This window comes from Rhodoglobus vestalii, from assembly GCF_006788895.1.
In the GTDB taxonomy this organism is placed as follows: Bacteria; Actinomycetota; Actinomycetes; order Actinomycetales; family Microbacteriaceae; genus Rhodoglobus; species Rhodoglobus vestalii.
Window position 1 is genome coordinate 682,544 of the sequence record NZ_VFRA01000001.1, and the last position, 18,741, is coordinate 701,284.

Consider the following 18,741-nt stretch of genomic DNA (forward strand, 5'->3'; position numbering starts at 1 on the left):
CCCCGACTCGCAGAGTCGTGCTAGCGCTCGCCGAGCAGCGTTGACCGCACGATTGGCATGATTGCTGCAAAGGCCTGAGCCCGGTGGCTGAGCGCATCCTTCTGATCGGAGGTTAGTTCGGCTGAGGTGATCTGCTGTCCGTCCGGACGAAAAACCGGGTCGTAGCCAAAACCGTGCGTTCCACTGCGTTCGGCAGCCACAGCGCCTGGCCACAGCGCGAGTTCAACGAATTCCTCGGGCCCCGCACCACCGGCTGCGGCAGGCACCACGAATGCCGCAGCGCACGCAAACTGGGCGCCACGATCATCCATGCCCGCCATGTTCTTCAGCAGCAGCTCAACATTGTCACTGTCATTGCGAGTGCCTGCATACCGAGCCGACTGGATGCCAGGGGCACCGCCCAGCGCATCAACGCAGATTCCAGAGTCGTCAGCGAGCGCCGGCAACCCGCTGTGTGCGGAGGCAGCCCGTGCCTTGATCAGTGCGTTTGCCGCAAACGTGTCGCCATCCTCTACCGGCTCTGGCCCGTCGTAGGCAACGAGTTCGAGACCATCGAGCGTGGGGCCGAGGATGCGGCGTAACTCAAGAACTTTGTGGGCGTTGTGGGTGGCGAGAACGATGCGCATTAGTTTGCGGCGGATCCCGCTGTGCCGGATCCCTGGGCACCCGCAGCGGCGTCGGCAAGCGAGGCAAGCTGAATCGCGGTGAGATCAACTGCTCCCGCCACAGCTAGATCGAGCAGGGAGTCCAGTTCGCGCCGGTCGAATGGCGCGCCTTCAGCTGTTCCTTGCACCTCAACGAAGAGTCCACGGCCGGTGACGACCACGTTCATGTCTGTTTCAGCGCGAACATCTTCAACGTAGGCGAGGTCGAGCATGGGCTCGCCATCGATAATCCCCACGCTCACGGCGGCAAGCGAGTCGAACAAGGCCTTCGAGTTCTTGCCGATGAACTTCTTGTCGCGACCCCATTCGATGGCATCGGCGAGTGCGACATACGCTCCGGTGATTGCTGCAGTGCGGGTGCCGCCATCAGCTTGAAGCACATCGCAGTCAATCACGATGGTGTTCTCACCGAGCGCTTTCATATCGACAACGGCACGCAGGCTGCGGCCGATGAGGCGCGAAATCTCGTGCGTGCGGCCGCCCACTTTACCTTTGACCGCTTCTCGATCCATTCTGCTGTTCGTGCTGCGGGGAAGCATCGAGTACTCGGCCGTCACCCAACCTTTGCCCTTGCCCGCCATCCAGCGCGGAACGCCATTGGTGAATGATGCCGTACACAGTACTTTGGTCTTGCCGAAGGAGATGAGGGCTGAGCCCTCCGCCTGGTCGCTCCACCCGCGCTCGATTGTTACCGTGCGCAGTTCGTTGTTTTCGCGACCATCGTGACGTGTCATCTGTCTTCTCTCTTTCGGTGAATCCTGGCTAGCTGGGCAACGTCGGCAAACTAATGGTGCCCGTTTCAAAGGTTTCCACGCGCACAATGTTGGGCCCCATGAATCGGGACGCGAGTCGAGTAAAGCCCGCCTTATCTGGTCCGGTGGCCTCAAAAATGTGCGCGGCGGGTTCCGTCGATTTGCGCAACAGGCTGTGCGCCACAAGTGTGCTGTAGACGTCGTAGGCAGTCGCTTCCGCACTCGAAACCAGCGTCACTTCGCGCCCCATCACATACTGAATCGCCGCAGAAATATGCGGATAGTGCGTGCACCCGAGCACCAAGGTGTCAATCTCGGCCGCTTTGAGCGGCGCCAAATACTGCTCAGCCACCGCAAGCACTTCCGGCCCGGTGGTGATCCCGGCCTCCACAAATTCGACAAATCGTGGGCACGCTTGCGTGAACAGTTTGATATCGGATGCCGCAGCAAACGCATCCTCATAGGCACGCGACTTTATGGTGCCCTCGGTGCCAATCACTCCGATACGGCGATTGCGAGTCTGACTCACTGCCGCCCTCGTGGCGGGTTGGATCACTTCGACGACCTCGATACCGTACGCCTCGGTGTAGCGCTCCCGCGCATCCCGCAGCATGGCCGCCGATGCAGTGTTGCACGCGATAACGAGCAGCTTGACGCCGTCGTCGACGAGACGATCCATGACCTCGAGCGCATAGCGCCGAACGTCGGCTATCGGCTTGGGGCCGTACGGAGAATGAAGGGTGTCTCCCACATAGACAATTGATTCGTGAGGCAATTGGTCGATGATGGCTCTGGCGACGGTGAGCCCGCCAACTCCTGAGTCGAAAACGCCAATGGGTGCATCAGTCACGCGATCAATCGTAGCGGTGGATGCCCGCCACCGCCCGTGAAGCCCTCGGGGTCTGTCGCGTACGCTGGTGGCGTGAGTACCGCGCTTCTAACTGACCAATACGAGCTCACCATGCTCGATGCAGCAATCGGCAGTGGCCGCCACGAGCGCCCGTGCGTGTTTGAAGTATTCGCCCGCCGGCTTCCCAATGGAAGACGCTACGGCATCGTCGCCGGAACGGGTCGTCTCCTCGCGCTAATCGAACAGTTTCGATTTGGCGATGACGAGCTGTCATTCTTGCAACACAACAGCATCGTCAGCACCACCACGATCGACTGGCTCGCCAACTATCGCTTCTCCGGCACCATCACTGGGTACCGTGAAGGCGAAGTCTACTTCCCGGGCTCCCCCGTGCTGATTGTCGAAGGCTCGTTTGCTGAGGCCGTGCTGCTTGAGACTCTCGCCCTGAGCGTGCTGAACTATGACTCAGCGGTCGCGTCTGCTGCGGCGCGCATGGTGTCTGCCGCCGGTGAGAGACCGCTGGCTGAGATGGGATCGCGTCGCACCGGAGAACGTTCCGCCGTGGCATCCGCCCGGGCCGCGTACATTGCCGGGTTCAGCGCCACAAGCAATGTGGAGGCTGGTCGCAGTTGGGGCGTGCCCACCATGGGCACCGCCGCCCACTCTTTCACGCTGCTGCACGACTCTGAAGAAGAAGCGTTCCAGGCGCAGATCGATGCTTTTGGGCCATCGACAACCCTTCTGGTCGACACGTTTGATGTCGAGAAAGCGGTCGATCTTGCCGTGAAAGTTGCCGGTCCCGAACTGGGTGCCGTGCGGATCGACTCCGGTGACCTCGCGGCGCAGGTTGCGACGGTGCGCGCACAACTCGATTCGCTCGGGGCTACGAACACCCGCATCACCGTCACTAACGATCTCGACGAGTATGCGATCGCCGCTCTGCGGTCTGCCCCGGTCGATTCGTATGGCGTGGGCACGTCGGTCGTTACCGGATCCGGCTATCCTGCCGCGGGGATGGTGTACAAACTTGTTGCTCACCAGGATGATGCTGGCGAATGGGTTTCGGTCGCCAAGAAGTCGACAGCTAAAGCAACCGTCGGTGGGCACAAGGCCGCGCTCAGAGCTCTCGATGCGGGCATCGCGCACACGGAATCGATTTATCAGGCAGCGGAGGGCCGACCTGATGTTGAGGGCCGCGATCTCATCGTCGATCTCGTTGTGAATGGGTCGGCGGATGCCCGTTGGCTCGGTCATGACGGAACACTCGCCGCGCGCAATCACCGCGCGCAGGCTGTGGCGGAACTGCCCGACAGCGCGTTCGGGCTGTCACGCGGCGAACCCGTCGTGCCAACTGTTTACCGTTAGCGGGCTGCAGCCGGCCGCAAGCGTTCAGAGACGAGTGCCACCCGTCATGCGCTAGGCCTTGAGTTTCTCGTAGACCTCTTTGCACCGGGGGCAGACGGGAAACTTTTCTGGGTCACGCCCCGGTGTCCAGAGCTTGCCGCAGAGAGCGCGCACGGGTTTGCCAGACAGCGCTGATTCCATGATTTTATTCTTGGGCGCGTAGTGCGAGAAACGTTCGTGGTCGCCCTCTTCGACTTGCTCCTGGTTGAGCAGTTCTTCAAGTTCGCGGTCGAGCGTGTCGGTTCCGCCGCCGGTGTGATCGGTGTCAGCCATACGCCAATTCTATGTCGTGGTGCCCGAATTAGTTTCGGGAAGACAGCGCCAGCAGTTCCGGACCGCGACGCACCATAATCCGGCCACCCCCGTACACTCCAATCACCAAGACGAAGAGCCCAAGAGACAGCCCAACAAGGAATGCAGCCCAGTGTGGGTCCAGTTCTACGAAAGGGTTGAAGAACACTACCGCGAGCACGGGCGCACCACACAGGAGCGTGAGCGCGAAGGTGAATGCCTGTACGCGTGCGGCGTTAGAGACGAACGCTTGGGGTTGGACGAATGCTCCGTGACCGGGCAAGGGCGCCTCGTAGGGTGCCGCTGCTGAGCTGATGCTCGATACCCCCAAGCCCGCAAACAGCAGGCACAGACTGAGCCCAATCAGTGCCGGCAGCACTTCGGGACGCCCCGCGACAACAACGGTGAGGATGCTTCCGCCGATTGCCAGGGGAATTCCGACGAGCAACCCTGGAACGATTCGGCCCCAGCGGTCGTCAGAGCCGCGGGTGTGCGCTGACACGTGGGTCCAGAGCGCCGTATTGTCGTGCGCCACATCATTGTGAGCGCTCCAGCCAAGGAACAGGCACATTACGGGAACCGGAATCCACGCGATGATATCGACGCTAATGCCCCCCACTATCAGGGCGGCAACCATACCCAGCGGAATGATCGGGATCGCCGCTAGGGCCACAAAGTAACGAGCATCGCGCGCCCAGTAGCTGAGGCTGCGCGCAGCAATCGCGCCAAGTGCCGTTGCGGGCATGAGGTGAAACCAACCCAATCCGGAGCGGTACGTTTCAATTGCGCTTCGTTCGGGGCGTGACAAAACATAGCTGAGCGTGAAGAACCAGCATGCGGCAAGAACCACAAGAAAACCGAAGGCAATGGCAAGCTTCGCTGCAGCTTCATCGGTGTCACCGGCAGCGCCAGAGGCGGGCGCACTAAACGCAACCCCGAGCGGAGTCCATTCGAGTATGGCGGCGATCCGCCGAAGTGCGGGGAGCACTTGCGACTGGTAGTCCGAGAGCGCCACAAGCACCGTTAGCGGAAGGGAGGCGAGGACGAGGGTGAGAGCGAGAATGCCGAAACCTTCCCGCAGTCGGCGCGTACTCAAGTAGCGTGACGCGATCAGGCTCGCCAATCGAGAGCCGACTACTGCCGTCGCGATCACGATAATGCCCGAAGCCACGGCGATGAAGGCGGATACCGCCACCCCCGACCATGCAACAACCTGCGCAATCGCCATACCGATCAACATTATGACGGGGATGCTGATCGTACCGGCGAGGAGCAACAGAAGAGCGAGGCGGAATCTGCTGACGGACAGAAACGAGAACCGGCGTGGGTCGAGTGCATCATCCGCATTCCAGCCCAGCGGAATCAGAAGAAAGCCGGCAAGCACTACAGAACCGAATACGACCAGAGTGCTCCCGGCCACCTCGGGTGTGGTGTATCGCAAATTTGCGACCGCACTAACCGCAATAACGAACAAGACGGCACCATATAACAGCACGAACGCCAGACTGAAAGCGATGAGTGGCCCTCGACGGAATGTGTTCGCGAAGAGGGTCAGTTTCAGTCGGAGAAACTGCTCAACCACTCGAGCCCTCCCCCGACTGAGTTCGTGCCGGTCAGCTGCACAAAGCGGTCTTCGAGCGACATGCCGTTTCGCACTTCGTCGATTGTTCCGTCAGCGAGCAGGGTACCCTCAACGATGACGGCGACGTGGCTACACACGCGTTGTACGAGTTCCATGCGGTGGCTGGAAAGCACAACGGTTCCGCCAGCGCTCACATACTGCTTGAGGATACGAATAACCGTTGTCGCCGAGACCGGGTCAACCGATTCGAAGGGTTCGTCGAGTACCAACAGGCGCGGCGAGTGGATCATCGCGGCCGCGAGTGCCACCTTTTTGAGCATGCCGGAGGAGTAATCACTCACGAGGCGACCCATCACATCTTCGAGGCCGAATGCGGTCGCCAGATCTGCGGACCGTTTTCTTACCTCAGCGGCGCCAAGACCACGAAGCACACCCGAGTAGTAGAGCAATTGCGAGCCGGTGAGTCGATCAAAGATGCGTAAACGGTCCGGGAGTACCCCCATCGAACGTTTCGCAATCGCCGGCGAATCCCACACCTTGACACCGTTGACGCTGGCGGTCCCCGAGTCGGGCCGCAGGAGGCCCGTAATCATGGAAAGCGTCGTCGTTTTACCGGCACCGTTGGGGCCGACAATGCCATAAAAAACACCGGCACGCACCGTGAGGTCGATGTCATTGACCGCGACCGTGTCGCCAAAACCTTTTGAGAGCCCGCGAACTTCAAGGACTACATCGTCGGATGTCGCCACAAGCGCATGAGTGAGCGCCGGCGGCGCGGTCGGTTCCGGCAGGGTCGGTTCCGGCGCGGTCGGTTCCGGCGCGGTCGGTTCCGGCAGGGTCGGTTTCGCTGGTGCAGACATCCCGAGCTCGACCGGAGCAGAATCGACAGCGGAGGCTGGGGCAGCGAACTGAGAGGCAAGGAGACGAAGGCGAGCGAGGCCCGCAAGAACAGCATCCGGCTTCTCTGCTGGTTGTGACGCATCAGGTGCGGCTATCGCAGCCTCACCTTCCGCCGGCACAACGATCTCGGGTACAGCCAGCTTCGGCGCAATTGGGCTGGCTGCGGCTGGTTTCGCCGCAGCGGGCTTCGACACAGCTGGCTTGCGCACGGCTGGTTTCGCTGCCGTTGGTTTCGCTGCCGTTGGTTTCGACACAGATCGTGGTTTTGTCGAACGCGTCGCGGCGGTTGTGCCACCGGCAGGTTTCTTGGTGGGAGGCTTGCGAGCGCCAGATGCGGGGGGTGTCACTGCCTTTTTTGCAGTCTTGTTGCCCTCGTCGGGTGTTTGGGCGTTTTCCACTGTCCAAACCTACCAATCAGATGACGCGATTATGAGCGTGCATCACAAATAGACAACAACCACCCAATATCCATGGAGTTCTCGGCTCACACAGCTATTCTGACTATCGCACAAGGGTGTGTCGATTTTACTTATCTTGGGTGAACAGTAGGTTAACCAAACACCGCATCCCCAGATCCTAGAATTACTGAGGAGACCACCATGACTACACAGATCGTTATTTTAGCCGCCGGCATGGGCAGCCGTTTGGGCCGCTCACTTCCGAAGCCCCTGACAGAGCTCAGCGATGGTCGCACCATCATGAAGCAGCAGTTCGACAACATCCACCACGCATTTGGCGACAACGCCAAGGTGACAATCGTGGTCGGCTACAAACTGGAACACATTGTCGAGGCCTTCCCTGAAGCCTCGTTCGTGTACAACGAGCAGTACGACCAGACCAACACTTCCAAGAGCCTGATGCGTGCACTGCAGGCGTCCACCCCCGGAGGAGTGTTGTGGATGAACGGCGATGTCGTCTTTGACCCCACCGCACTTGAGCGGGCCGCAGCGATGGTCGCGCGCGATCAGTCGTTCGTCAGCGTCAACACCGCTAAGGTTTCCGACGAAGAGGTCAAGTACACCACTGACGCAGAAGGTTTCATCAAGGAACTTTCCAAAACCGTCAAGGGCGGCCTCGGCGAAGCCGTTGGCATCAACTACATTTCGAGCGATGCGAAGGCAGCTCTGGTGCGTCAGCTCAAGAAGGTTGGCGACCAGGATTACTTCGAACGTGGCATTGAACTCGCTATCGAAGAAGATCGCCTGCTCATTGAGCCGATCGACATTTCTGATCTTTACGCAATTGAGGTCGACTTCGCTGAAGACCTCGAGCGCGCAAACCTCTTCGTTTAAGCTGTTCGGGCGGCGCGTTCGAGCGGCGCACTCCGAATAATTTCTCACCTCGCGGCACTGCTGTGCCAAGATTCGTTGCTTCTGCCGCTTACGATAGGGGCGTGGCGAACACAGCATTGGGCCGGCCCGCATGGTCCCCCCTCACCCGATACCGCCGCATCCTCTGGTTGCTGACCGTTCGCGACCTGCGGGTGCGGTACTCCACCTCAGCCCTCGGCTATGTGTGGTCCATTCTTGACCCGCTGGTGATGGCCGGAATCTACTGGTTTGTCTTCACCCAGATCTTTGATCGCCCCGTGGGCGAGCAGCCATACATCGTGTTTCTTCTCACCGCTCTGCTGCCGTGGATGTGGTTCAACGGTGCTGTTTCGGATGCCACCCGTGCCTACCTGCGTGAGGCTAAGCTCATCCGGTCCACCAAAATCCCTCGTACCATCTGGGTTGCGCGGCTCGTGCTCTCGAAGGGAATCGAGTTCATCGCCAGCCTGCCGGTGCTTGCGTTCTTTGCGGTTGTCAACGGCGCGGTGCTGAACTGGGAAGCTGTCTACTTTCTGCTGGGAGTTGTGCTTCAGACGATCCTCACCCTGGGCGTGGGTCTGATCGTTGCTCCCCTCGTGGTGTTTTTTCGCGATCTGGAGCGCGCCACCAAGCTGGCGCTGCGTTTTCTTTTCTACGCCTCCCCCATCATTTACGGGATCCCAGACTTGCAAAAGCTGGGGCTCGACGGTCTTGCCGCGTTCAATCCGCTTGCAGGGATCTTCTCCCTCTACCGGGCCGCCTTCTTTCCCGACCAGCTCAACTGGTATGCGGTGCTCATTGGCACGCTGATGAGTTGCATTCTGCTCGCGGTTGGGCTTCTCATCTTTGTGCGCACCGAACGTGCCGTATTGAAGGAGATCTAGTGACCGACAGTCTGGTGATCACCGTTCGGGATGCCGGCATCCGGTTTCGGCTTAATCGTCGTTCTCGCCGCAACTTCAAAGATCTGTTCGCTGGTCGAAAACGTCGTGCCCGTGCCAACGAATTCTGGGCTCTGAGACATGTGAACTTTGATGTGACCGCCGGTGAAGCAATTGGTGTCGTCGGACGAAACGGGCAAGGAAAATCAACGCTCCTCAAACTTGTGGCCGAGGTCATGCTCGCCGACGAGGGTGAGGTCAACGTCGCCCTCGGAGTGGCCCCGCTCATCGAAATCACGGGGGGCTTTGTTGACGACCTGACCGTGCGTGACAATGTGTACCTCACCGCAGGTTTGCATGGAATGACGAAGCGGGAAATTAACGAACGTTTCGATGAGATCATCAGCTTCGCCGAAATAGAACGTTTCATCGACACGCCCTACAAGCATCTCTCGAGCGGCATGAAAGTACGCATCGCTTTCGCCGTGATTTCGCGACTCGAAGAGCCCATCATTTTGGTGGATGAAGTTCTTGCCGTTGGCGACAAAGCGTTTCGTGAAAAATGTTACCGCCGCATTGAGGAACTACTCCAAGGCGGGCGCACCCTTTTCTTTGTCTCGCACAACGAACGCGACCTTCGCCGCTTTTGCAACCGTGGCCTCTACTTTGACAAGGGTGAACTGGTGCTCGATGGGCCCATCGGCGATGTACTGGCTCGTTACAACGCGGATTACGGTTCCTGAGCGGCTGCGCGACTCTCGGTGCCACGCCAGAGAGCTCCGGTACGGTTAATGCTATGGCTTCAAGCGAAATGAAAAAGTCGCACCCCATGGTTGTGCGTGGCATAGACCGCGTGCTCACCGTGCAGCGACCCGTCGTGCTTGCCCACATCCGCAGCATCCGTCGCGGCAAGCCCCAGGCGACACCGGATGAAATCATTGCGATCCTGGAGCGTCGCTATCTTGCCGCGGTAACTACCGGGGGCGCCCTCGTTGGCGCGAGCGCGGCCATTCCTGCTGTCGGCACGGGAACATCCCTCGCCCTTTCCGGTGCAGAAACTGCGGGATTTCTTGAGGCCAGTGCGCTCTTTGCCCAGTCCGTCACCGAAGTTCATGGGATCGTCGTTGATGACCCCGACCGCGCACGGGCGCTCGTCATGACCATGGTGCTCGGCACCGCCGGCAGCGACCTCGTGAAACAGCTCGCCGCTCAGGCCACCGGCAGCGGCCTTGGCCGTTCGGCATACTGGGGAGAGACCCTCGCTAAAGGTGTCCCGACGGCACTGGTTGGCCCCATCGCTGACCGCATCAAGCGCACCTTTGTGAAAAAGTTTGCGGCAGCCCAGGGCACCAATATTGTCGGACGCTTGATGCCGTTTGGGATCGGTGCGGTCATCGGCGGAGGCGGCAACAATATTTTGGGGCGCCAGATCATCCGCACGGCACGGCAAGGTTTCGGACCAGCGCCGGCCACACTTCCAGCCTGGCTCGAGCCGGTGCTCGTAATCACCGCGCCGAAAGAACCCAAGATCAGAAGCGAGCACAGAATTCGCCGCGCACTCACACGAATTCAGCGCTCTCGTCGGCGGCCCGACACAGGCTCGTAGCTCAGCTACTCGCTAGCGGGTGACTCATCGTCGTCATCCTCAAATGGATCACCCTGACTACCGTGGCGATCTCCGATGTGGAGGTGAGCGTGGCGGTGCCACAGCGCAACCAGCGAGTCAACAGCGTCGTGAAAGCGCGCTGTCGCTGATCCTTGGCTGGTGTCGCCAAAATGACGCTCAGCCCAGAAACCCAATCGTTCCTGAGCGTCCGCGTCGAATTGCACACGGCTGACGATCGACAGAATGTCGCCCGCTTGCTCGGCGCGCAACCACTCGCACGATCCTAGATAGCCTGCCTCGTCGATGTCTACCAGGGCCGAAGCCGGTCGAGTAACGATGAGCGGTTTACCCGCCGCGAGCCGGTCATAGACCATGGCCGAAACGTCGGTGATCGCGACATCCGCCGCCACCAACTGCCACCCCAACTCTTTGCCATCATCATAAATGTGCTGAACCGAGGGATCCGTTTCGTTGGCTTCGGCAATCGCTGCGATGATCGCGATGTTCGCCCGCTTGTACTCGTCGTCGACAACACCACTTCGCGGATGCGGGCGGTAGATCAGGCGGTGCTTGTCGCTTGAAAGAACAGCTTTTGCCAGAGCAACACCGTGGCTGGCAATTGACCCGTACGCGGCGGCCTCACGGTCACCCTCCCAGGTGGGGGCATATAACACCACGGTGCGGTCATCGGGTGTGTATGGCAGCTCCCCGGCAAAGTGGTCGGCCTGCGGACGCCCGATCGCGATAGCGCGCGTCTCAAGATCGAAATTCCACAGCTTGTGACTCAACCGGTCGAGCGCTGCGTCGCCGGCCACAAAACTGAAGTCATAGGCTTTGAACTGGTTGGTCGTCATGTACATTTTGTCGCTCTCACCATGGTTGATGAAAACGTGCCACATGCGCCCGTAACGAAACATTTGAAAGTTTTTGGCGTTCTGGTTGACGTAAAACACGATCTTCAGCGACTGCTCTGACACAAACTGCTCAAGTTCGGACACCCGGCGCAAATACACCGTCGGAACCGGGGCCTCATCCCAGAGAGCAAGTACCGAACTCGGCGACCGCGCAATGATCGATACCGGGTACCGCTTCGACAGCTCGGCAAGAGGCGCATACCACTGGCGCATTTGATAAAGGTTGACTTTGGTATCGGCGAAGTAGACGGCGATGCTCACTGAGCCGGGAGCCGGCATCGGATGCCCCTCACGACGCGTCGCAATAAGCCGGCGATTGTGGCGTGCACGCAGCATGTCGCGCCCCACTCTGCGTGCGGTTGCGAAGTCTTTCAGTAGAGCCATGGTCTCAATCAAATCAGTGGAGGGCCGGTGCAGCACACTTCCCACCACACCGTTACCGAGCCGATGCTGATGCGGTGACGTGAGATTTGGCCGCGGTTTCGATAGTACTCGCCCTCACCAACACCGGATTCGGGGGTGCACACTACCCGAATACAGATATTTTTGCAGTGTGAGCAGGTACGGTTGATGAAATGACCGATTCTGATTCAACCGCACCGTCTGACACTCTCGAGACCGCGATCACTTTTTCCGACCTCGCCCTCAGCGATGCGGTACTGAAAGCGGTTCGTGATATTGGCTACGAGACGCCTTCCGCGATCCAAGCCGCTACGATCCCCACTCTTCTCGAGGGCCGCGACGTCGTCGGCCTCGCCCAGACCGGAACCGGTAAAACTGCAGCGTTTGCGCTGCCCATCCTTTCTCGCCTCGATGTTTCGCAGAGCAAGCCCCAGGCCCTTGTGCTCTCCCCCACCCGCGAACTTGCTTTGCAGGTGTGTGAGGCGTTTGAGAAGTACGCCACCCACATGCGCGGCGTTCACGTGCTCCCTGTCTATGGCGGACAAGCGTATGGTGTGCAGCTCTCAGCACTGCGTCGTGGCGTTCACGTTGTCGTTGGCACTCCCGGCCGCATCATGGACCATCTGGCCAAGGGCACCCTCGATCTTTCCGAGCTCAAGTATCTGGTTCTCGATGAGGCTGACGAGATGCTGAAGATGGGCTTCGCCGAAGATGTTGAGACGATCCTTGCCGACACCCCCGAAGACAAGCAGGTGGCGCTGTTTTCGGCGACCATGCCCGCTCAGATTCGTCGCATCTCCAAGAAGTACCTGCGCGATGCCGAAGAGATCACCGTCAAGTCGCAGACAACCACCTCGGCGAATACGAGCCAGCGCTACCTAATCGTCTCGTACCCGCAGAAAGTGGATGCCCTCACGCGCATCCTTGAAGTCGAAAACTTTGAGGGCATGATCGTGTTCGTTCGCACCAAGAGCGAGACCGAAAACTTGGCCGAGAAGTTGCGCGCCAGAGGCTACTCGGCAGCAGCAATCAGTGGCGATGTGGCTCAGGCCCAGCGTGAGCGCACCGTCAACCAGCTCAAGTCGGGCAAGCTCGACATTCTCGTTGCAACCGATGTTGCTGCTCGTGGACTTGACGTTGATCGCGTCAGCCATGTTGTGAACTTTGATATTCCTGTCGATACGGAGTCATATGTGCACCGCATTGGCCGCACGGGTCGTGCCGGTCGCAGTGGTTCGGCAATCAGCTTTGTGACCCCGCGCGAACGTCGCCTGCTCACCGCCATTGAGAAGGCGACCCGCCAGCCGCTCACGCAGATGCAGTTGCCGTCGGTTGAAGACGTCAACTCCACCCGACTCACTCGTTTCGATGACGCAATCACTGAGGCCCTCAACCAGCAGGCGCGCATCACTGCATTCCGCGACATCATCGCTCACTATGTTGAACACCACGACGTGCCCGATGCGGATGTTGCTGCCGCACTTGCCGTTGTGGCTCAGGGTGACACTCCCCTGCTGCTGACCGCCGAAGAGGAACGCGCTCAGCGTTTCAGCGAGCGCGAGGACCGCGGCACGCGCAGCGATCGTCCGGAACGTGGCGGCGATCGCGGTGGAGATCGTGGCGGAGATCGCGGTGACCGACCAGAGCGTCGCCCGCGTTCCACGAAGCCCATGACCGCGTACCGCATCGAGGTGGGTAAGCGTCAACGCGTTGAGCCTCGCCAGATTGTGGGCGCCCTCGCCAATGAGGGTGGACTCAGTCGGGAAGATTTTGGTCACATCCAGATTCGTCCCGACTTCTCGCTCGTCGAATTGCCCGCAGACATGTCGAAGGATGTGCTAGAAAAACTGCGCGACACCCGCATCAGTGGCAAGTTGATCGAAATTAGCCCTGACCGCAAAGCAAACGGCGGCGGAGCGCGCAGCGCGGCCGGAAAGTACCCGAGCCGGGACCGTTCTTTTGAAGGTGGCGCTCGTGCCAACCGCGAACGCGAGGCGTCGCGCGGCTACAACAAGCATGATTCAGGCACTCGTGACGAGGGCCCCCGGGACAGCGGCAACAGTGATGCTGGCAACCGTGATGCGGGCAGCCGTGTTGTTGGCAACCGTTATGAAGATCGCCCCACCCGCAAGCCGCGCAGCTAGTTGCTTCACCACCTCAGCGGCAGTCTCATCACGGAAATGTGAGGGTGGCTGCTGAGTCAGTTAAACGCCGCTGGCGAATTTAGATCACGGGAGGGCGGCCGGCGCGCGCCATCCGTCGGACGGTCTCCCAGCCCATGCTGCGGCGGCCTCCCGGGTTCTCTCGCCAGCCCGCAAACCAGCCACCCCACCAGGCGCGCATGCCGACGGGGTTGCGGGCTGATCTCACGATCTGAATTGCTGTCCAGCTCGCAACGTAGGCCGGTACGAGCAGCACGGGCAGGTTGCGTTTGGCCAACCAGATGCGGTTGCGGGCGTTGAGTCGGTAGTAGTAGCTGTGTCGCGCAGGATCGATGGCCGGATGATTGGCAACCAAATCTCCGGCATACCAGGCGCGTTTTCCGGCGCCCCAGACGCGCCAAGCTAGTTCTATGCCTTCGTGGGCATAGAAGTAGGGGTCACCCCATCCACCGATCTCATCGAACAGCTGGCGAGGGATCAGCACGGCGCCCTCCCAGACGGAGAAAACTGCACTCGGGTGCTCGGGGTTACCTTTGCGGATGCGGGGGGTCCACCGGCGCGGGTTCTCTTTGCCCTCGGCGTCTTCGACGCGCGGCTGCAGGAGCCCGATCGTGGGGTCGGCTACGAACTTCGCGACAGCGTCACTGAGGAAGGTGGGTGACGGGATGCTGGCGTCATCATCGAGGAAGAATATCCAGTCGCCGTGGACGTGCTCGACACCACGATTGCGGCCTGCGGGGATGCCGAGGTTGGCGGGCAGGTGCAGGCCGCGGACGCCGTCCAGAAGGCCTGTGGGCTCCCAGCCGTTGCCAACGACCACGATATCGAGCTCTACCCCTTGCTGGTCGTTCAGCGACCTCAGTCCGCGCGCCAGATCTTGGGGGCGTTTGCCCTGGGTGAGGCACACGACGCCGATGCGATGGGTCATGAACGGACGCGCTTGGATGCCATGATTGCCACAAAGTGGCCGATTAGCGCGAGAGCTGCTAACGGCAGCAGGATCAGCAGCACTGTGCGTTCGGCGGCCAGTGCGGGCACGAAGAGTGCCACAATCGCGGTCGCGAAGGCGATCATGGTGAGCTCTACCGAGTGATAGAGCCGGTGGAATGGTACGAATCGGGCCACCCGGCGGAGCTTGGCGACAACACTGTGGCTCGGTTCGGCTTCCCCCTTATGGTCGCTGAGTTTATCGAGGCCGGCATTTGCACGGGCAACATGCACCATGTCATTGAGTGCTTTGTTCAGCACAATCAGGAGGGCGAGGGCCAAACCGGCGGTGGTCCAGGCGAAGTCGGCAGGAAAGTCGAGAGGCCATCCTGCGGCCCGGATGCCGAGGGCGACCGGGATGAGTGCTTCTGTTGTGTAGTGCCCGACTTTGTCGAGGAACACCCCGGCCGGGGAGCGGGTGTTGCGCCAGCGGGCAACTTCGCCGTCGCTGCAGTCGACGAGCATTTGGAGTTGTCCCAGAATGAGCGCGAGGGCAGCTCCGGTCATTCCGGGGATTAGCAGCGCTGCCGCGGTGAGCCACCCGGTGAGAATCATGAGCCCTGTTACGCCGTTGGCGCTAATCGAGGTCTTCAGTAGTACCCAGGTGATGTAGGGCGAGATGTCGCGCAGGTAGAGCGAGGCTGTCCAGTGTTCGGCGTTGGCGCGCATCCGCACCTCTGGTGGTTGGGTAACTTCGCGGAGTTGCGCGATGCTCTGCGGGCGGGCTGAGGGGTCTGCTGGTGTGTGGGTAGACACGCGGTTACCTTCCCGTCTGCGCAGTGATGTTTTTGGTGAGGGTGAGGAATCCGAGGATGAAACCTGTGCCCCATCCGAAGTGGATGCACGGCAGCACAACCAGATACCAGACGCCTGATCGTAGCCCCTCTTTGGCGGCCGTAATGCTTGAGGCGACGATTACGAAGAGTGTGTAGGTTGCTGGCGCGATGTACGCGAGACTCAGCCAGGTTGCGCTGGTTGCGCTGCCGATGATGCCCAGTAGGAGTCCGGCGACGATGCCGAGTACGGCGATTGGTGGCACAAAGTAGCGCAGTGAGTTTGCTGTGCCGAAGCGTCGCGCGAGTTCTCCGCGCCAGATTCCTGTGGCAACGAATTGCCGAATGAGTTTGCGTAGGCTCGAGCGCGGGCGGTAGACGACTTGGAGTTTGGGGGTGAACCAGACGGTGCCGCCCGTGGCACGGAGTCGTCGGTTGAGTTCCCAGTCTTGGCCACGCTTGATGTCTTCGTCGAAGAGTCCAACTTCGGTGAGGCGGTCGCGTTGGAAGACTCCGAGGTAGGCGGTTTCTGCGGGGCCTTCTTTGCCGCCGGTGTGGTGTTGGGTGCCGCCGAGGCCTTCCGGTGATCCGTAGGCGTGGGCGACGGCACGTTCGAAGGGGGTGCGGCCTTCGGCTTTCATGATGCCGCCGACGTTGTCGGCTCCGGTGCGTTCGAGTGTTTCGACGGCGATGCGGGTGTAGTTGGTGGGTAGTACCGAGTGGGCGTCGACGCGAACGATGATGGGGTGGGTCGAGGCGCGGATGGCGGCGTTCAGCCCGCCCGGGGTGGAGCCAAGTTCGTTGGGGATGTGTCGGATGCGCGAGTCGAGGCGTGCCATTTCATCGATGATGGCGTTGGTGCCATCGATGCTGGGGCCGAGCGCGAGCACGATTTCGAAGGGTCCTTCGTAGTCTTGCGCTGTGAGGCTGTCGACGGCTGCCTCGATGTGTTCGACTTCGTTGAGCACAGGCATCACGTACGACACACCGGTGAGGGCTGGAGCCTTCTTTGCCATGTGTTCCAATACGTCGGGCTGGGTGGTCGGTTGAGCATATCGCGTTGGGGCACGATCTCGCGGTTTACACACGTCTGCGGCGTGCACGAGCTTGGGGGCTTGTGCACGCCGCAGAGTGAGTGGTGCAGGTGTGTTAGTTCAGCGCACCTAGTGTGACGTCGACCGTGTAGGCCTCTCCGTCACGTACGTAGCTGATGGTTGTTTCTTCACCGGCTGACTTTGCGCGTACCTGTGCAGTGAGGTCAGTTTTGTTGGTTACGGGGATGCCGTCGAGGTTGGTGACGATGTCGCCCACTTTGAGCCCGGCGGCGGCGGCGGCTCCTCCATCGCTGACATCGACGATGCTTGCGCCGATGACTGTTGCGTTGCTTTGGATGGGGTCGTCGGTGACGTCTGCTACTGCGGCACCGAGCAGTCCGTGGGTGGCGGTTCCGGTGGCGAGTATTTCGTTTGCTACTCGGCTGGCTAGGTTGGCGGGGATCGCAAATCCAACGCCGATGTTGCCTGCTGTGCCGCCGGATGAGGCGATGGCGACGTTGATTCCGATGAGTTCACCGTCGGAGTTCAGCAGTGCACCTCCGGAGTTGCCGGGGTTGATGGCGGCATCCGTTTGGATAACCGACAACGCAACTGATGCTTGGTTGGCGTTGCTCTGGCCGCCGTTTTCGCCGAAGAGGTCGAAGTTCCAGAGGTCGGGGGCCCCGGGGCTGTCTGGTTCGGGTGCCGTTTCGGGATCTTCGGGTAGTGCGGCTGATGCGACGGTGATGCTTCGGTTGAGGGCACTGACGATTCCGCTGGTGACGGTGCCGGAGAGACCGAGCGGTGCACCGATTGCTACGGTGCCATCGCCGACGTTGAGTTTGCTGGAGTCGGCGATCGAAACGAATGGCATGTCTTCGGCGGCATCAATGTTGATGACGGCGATGTCAGAGATGGGGTCGAATCCGACGACGGTTGCGGGGAGTAGGCGTCCGTCGCTGGTGGTTACGGTGACGTCAGGGTTGGCTACTTTGCCGTCGAGGGTGACGACGTGGGCGTTGGTGATCACGTTTCCGTCGGCGCTGATGATGACACCGGATCCGCTGCCGCCGGTGCCTTGGCCGCTCACGTTAATGGTGACGATGGCGGGTGCTGCTTTGGCGACGACTGAGGTTACCAGTGTTGCGTTGCCGGGGTCGTTGACGGTGATGGATGTGGGGTTGGCTGTGCCGCTGACGGCTGCGGTGTCTTGGTTGCCGACAGCCCAGAGCGCTACTCCTGCTCCGGATGCACCGCCGAGGAGCGCGACGATGGCGAAGCTGGCCACGAGTCCGAGGGTCATGGTGGGTTTTTTTGCGGTGGCTGGTGCCGTGTTGGTCTCGGAGCTGGTGGTTGCTTCAGGCCCGAAGCTCCCGCCGGGGGAACCAGCAGGGGTGGCAGCAGGATCTGCTTGACTGTAAATCGGGGTTGCCTCGCCGGCCGCGGTTGTTTCGCTGGCTGTTGCGGTTTCAGGATCTGCGGTTGTTTCGCTGCTGGGTGTCGCTTCGGTGGCAGAAGTTGTTGGGGTGGGGTTGGTGTGGTTGGTGTTGTCGCTGGATGTTGTTGCGGGGGTCGGTTCTTTGGGGACCTCGGTCATGTTGTGCTCCTTTCGGCGATGCAAGCTTCTATCGCCAACCTGAACATTGTATTTAGGGGTGCTGTATGGGGCCTGCGTGGTGGCTGCACGCAGGCCGCTAGTCGGTGGTGGTGTGTGGGCTGGTGGTGTGTTGGCTGGTGGGTGTTGCGGTTTAGAGGAGGCTGGTGCCGAGGGCTGCGAGTGCGCCGAATGCGATTCCCCAGAGGGTGATGGAGATGATTTGCCAGAGGATGACGCTGTTTTTGGATGCTCCGAAGGAGACCATTGCGGCTGCGGTTATTTGGCTGGGGAGGATGGTTTGGCCGAGGAGGCTGACGCCGGGTACACCGTATTTGTCGAATTGTTTGCGTAGTCGTTCTTTGCGTTGTGTGGGCGGTTTGGGGTTTTGGCGTTTGGTGACGCTGGCGCGTACGTGGTGTGCGCTGAGTACGACGATGATCATGGATAGTGTGTTGCCGATGATGGCGGCGAGGATGGCTATGACGGGGTTGATTCCGGCGAGGATGCCGATGATGGAGCCGAAGTAGGATTCGATGAAGGGGATTGCTGAGGCGAGGATTACGCCTACCCATTGCAGGAGTGGTGGCAGTGATTCGGTGAAGTTTTGTAGTGCGTCGATCATTGGTTCTTT

At 60.4% G+C, this 18,741-nt stretch carries 18 protein-coding genes; 6 read left to right on the top strand and 12 right to left on the bottom strand.

Annotated features, from left to right (window positions below; translation table 11 throughout):
• Positions 1 to 20: 20 nt before the first annotated feature.
• The 3 genes from rdgB to murI are packed head-to-tail and all read right to left on the bottom strand — an operon-like array spanning position 21 to position 2,267.
• Positions 21 to 626, bottom strand: a complete 606-nt coding sequence (gene rdgB, locus FB472_RS03280; RefSeq protein WP_141989643.1) for an RdgB/HAM1 family non-canonical purine NTP pyrophosphatase — start codon at positions 624 to 626, stop codon at positions 21 to 23.
• Positions 626 to 1,399: a ribonuclease PH gene (gene rph, locus FB472_RS03285; RefSeq protein WP_141989644.1), complete on the bottom strand. Its 774-nt coding sequence runs from the start codon at positions 1,397 to 1,399 to the stop codon at positions 626 to 628. Before rph ends, rdgB begins: the two co-directional genes overlap by 1 nt.
• A 28-nt stretch (positions 1,400 to 1,427) precedes the next feature.
• Positions 1,428 to 2,267, bottom strand: coding sequence for a glutamate racemase (gene murI / locus FB472_RS03290; RefSeq protein WP_141989645.1), 840 nt, complete (start codon positions 2,265 to 2,267; stop codon positions 1,428 to 1,430).
• A 111-nt stretch (positions 2,268 to 2,378) separates the two neighbouring features.
• On the opposite strand from murI, the gene FB472_RS03295 reads away from it, so the two are divergent.
• Complete coding sequence (locus FB472_RS03295) at positions 2,379 to 3,632, top strand: nicotinate phosphoribosyltransferase (RefSeq protein WP_141991434.1); 1,254 nt, start codon at positions 2,379 to 2,381, stop codon at positions 3,630 to 3,632.
• Positions 3,633 to 3,683: 51 nt separating this feature from the next.
• On the opposite strand, the gene FB472_RS03300 is transcribed toward FB472_RS03295, so the two are convergent.
• From FB472_RS03300 to FB472_RS03310, 3 genes are read right to left on the bottom strand one after another with little or no spacing between them, the layout of a single operon-like run.
• Positions 3,684 to 3,944, bottom strand: a complete 261-nt coding sequence (locus FB472_RS03300) for a DUF3039 domain-containing protein (protein WP_021810068.1) — start codon at positions 3,942 to 3,944, stop codon at positions 3,684 to 3,686.
• 28 nt (positions 3,945 to 3,972) lie between these two features.
• Positions 3,973 to 5,544 carry a hypothetical protein gene (locus tag FB472_RS03305; RefSeq protein WP_246078054.1) on the bottom strand — a complete coding sequence of 524 codons (1,572 nt, stop codon included), beginning with the start codon at positions 5,542 to 5,544 and terminating at the stop codon, positions 3,973 to 3,975.
• Positions 5,520 to 6,842, bottom strand: coding sequence for an ABC transporter ATP-binding protein (locus tag FB472_RS03310; protein ID WP_342775538.1), 1,323 nt, complete (start codon positions 6,840 to 6,842; stop codon positions 5,520 to 5,522). The genes FB472_RS03305 and FB472_RS03310 overlap by 25 nt, the downstream gene beginning before the upstream one ends.
• A 201-nt stretch (positions 6,843 to 7,043) precedes the next feature.
• Between FB472_RS03310 and FB472_RS03315 the strand changes: the two genes are divergently transcribed.
• From FB472_RS03315 to FB472_RS03330, 4 genes are all read left to right on the top strand, one after another.
• The gene (locus FB472_RS03315) at positions 7,044 to 7,736 is read left to right on the top strand and encodes a phosphocholine cytidylyltransferase family protein (RefSeq protein ID WP_141989646.1); all 693 of its coding nucleotides are present in this window, start codon (positions 7,044 to 7,046) and stop codon (positions 7,734 to 7,736) included.
• Between the two features lie 101 nt (positions 7,737 to 7,837).
• Positions 7,838 to 8,638 carry an ABC transporter permease gene (locus FB472_RS03320; protein ID WP_215730371.1) on the top strand — a complete coding sequence of 267 codons (801 nt, stop codon included), beginning with the start codon at positions 7,838 to 7,840 and terminating at the stop codon, positions 8,636 to 8,638.
• Positions 8,638 to 9,378, top strand: coding sequence for an ABC transporter ATP-binding protein (locus FB472_RS03325; protein WP_215730372.1), 741 nt, complete (start codon positions 8,638 to 8,640; stop codon positions 9,376 to 9,378). The genes FB472_RS03320 and FB472_RS03325 overlap by 1 nt, the downstream gene beginning before the upstream one ends.
• Positions 9,379 to 9,431: 53 nt before the next feature.
• Positions 9,432 to 10,241 carry a hypothetical protein gene (locus FB472_RS03330; protein ID WP_215730373.1) on the top strand — a complete coding sequence of 270 codons (810 nt, stop codon included), beginning with the start codon at positions 9,432 to 9,434 and terminating at the stop codon, positions 10,239 to 10,241.
• A gap of 5 nt (positions 10,242 to 10,246) precedes the next feature.
• Here FB472_RS03330 and FB472_RS03335 read toward each other — a convergent pair whose 3' ends face one another.
• Positions 10,247 to 11,539, bottom strand: coding sequence for a CDP-glycerol glycerophosphotransferase family protein (locus tag FB472_RS03335; RefSeq protein ID WP_170192010.1), 1,293 nt, complete (start codon positions 11,537 to 11,539; stop codon positions 10,247 to 10,249).
• Between the two features lie 191 nt (positions 11,540 to 11,730).
• On the opposite strand from FB472_RS03335, the gene FB472_RS03340 reads away from it, so the two are divergent.
• Entirely contained in the window at positions 11,731 to 13,701 is a 1,971-nt protein-coding gene (locus FB472_RS03340; RefSeq protein ID WP_141989647.1) for a DEAD/DEAH box helicase, read from the top strand.
• Between the two features lie 79 nt (positions 13,702 to 13,780).
• Here the strand turns inward: FB472_RS03340 and FB472_RS03345 are convergent, their stop codons facing one another.
• The 5 genes from FB472_RS03345 to FB472_RS03365 form a co-directional block, all read right to left on the bottom strand.
• Positions 13,781 to 14,647 carry a glycosyltransferase family 2 protein gene (locus FB472_RS03345; RefSeq protein ID WP_141989648.1) on the bottom strand — a complete coding sequence of 289 codons (867 nt, stop codon included), beginning with the start codon at positions 14,645 to 14,647 and terminating at the stop codon, positions 13,781 to 13,783.
• The gene (locus FB472_RS03350; RefSeq protein WP_141989649.1) at positions 14,644 to 15,462 is read right to left on the bottom strand and encodes a CDP-alcohol phosphatidyltransferase family protein; all 819 of its coding nucleotides are present in this window, start codon (positions 15,460 to 15,462) and stop codon (positions 14,644 to 14,646) included. The genes FB472_RS03345 and FB472_RS03350 overlap by 4 nt, the downstream gene beginning before the upstream one ends.
• 4 nt (positions 15,463 to 15,466) lie before the next feature.
• Positions 15,467 to 16,495 (bottom strand): glycosyltransferase family 2 protein, encoded by a 1,029-nt coding sequence (locus FB472_RS03355; protein WP_141989650.1) that lies wholly within the window; start codon positions 16,493 to 16,495, stop codon positions 15,467 to 15,469.
• Positions 16,496 to 16,628: 133 nt separating this feature from the next.
• On the bottom strand, positions 16,629 to 18,110 hold the full coding sequence (locus FB472_RS03360) for a S1C family serine protease (protein ID WP_141989651.1): 1,482 nt from the start codon (positions 18,108 to 18,110) through the stop codon (positions 16,629 to 16,631).
• 151 nt (positions 18,111 to 18,261) lie between these two features.
• A complete protein-coding gene (locus FB472_RS03365) occupies positions 18,262 to 18,732 on the bottom strand; it encodes a small multi-drug export protein (protein WP_141989652.1) in 471 nt (156 codons plus the stop codon).
• Positions 18,733 to 18,741: the final 9 nt, after the last annotated feature.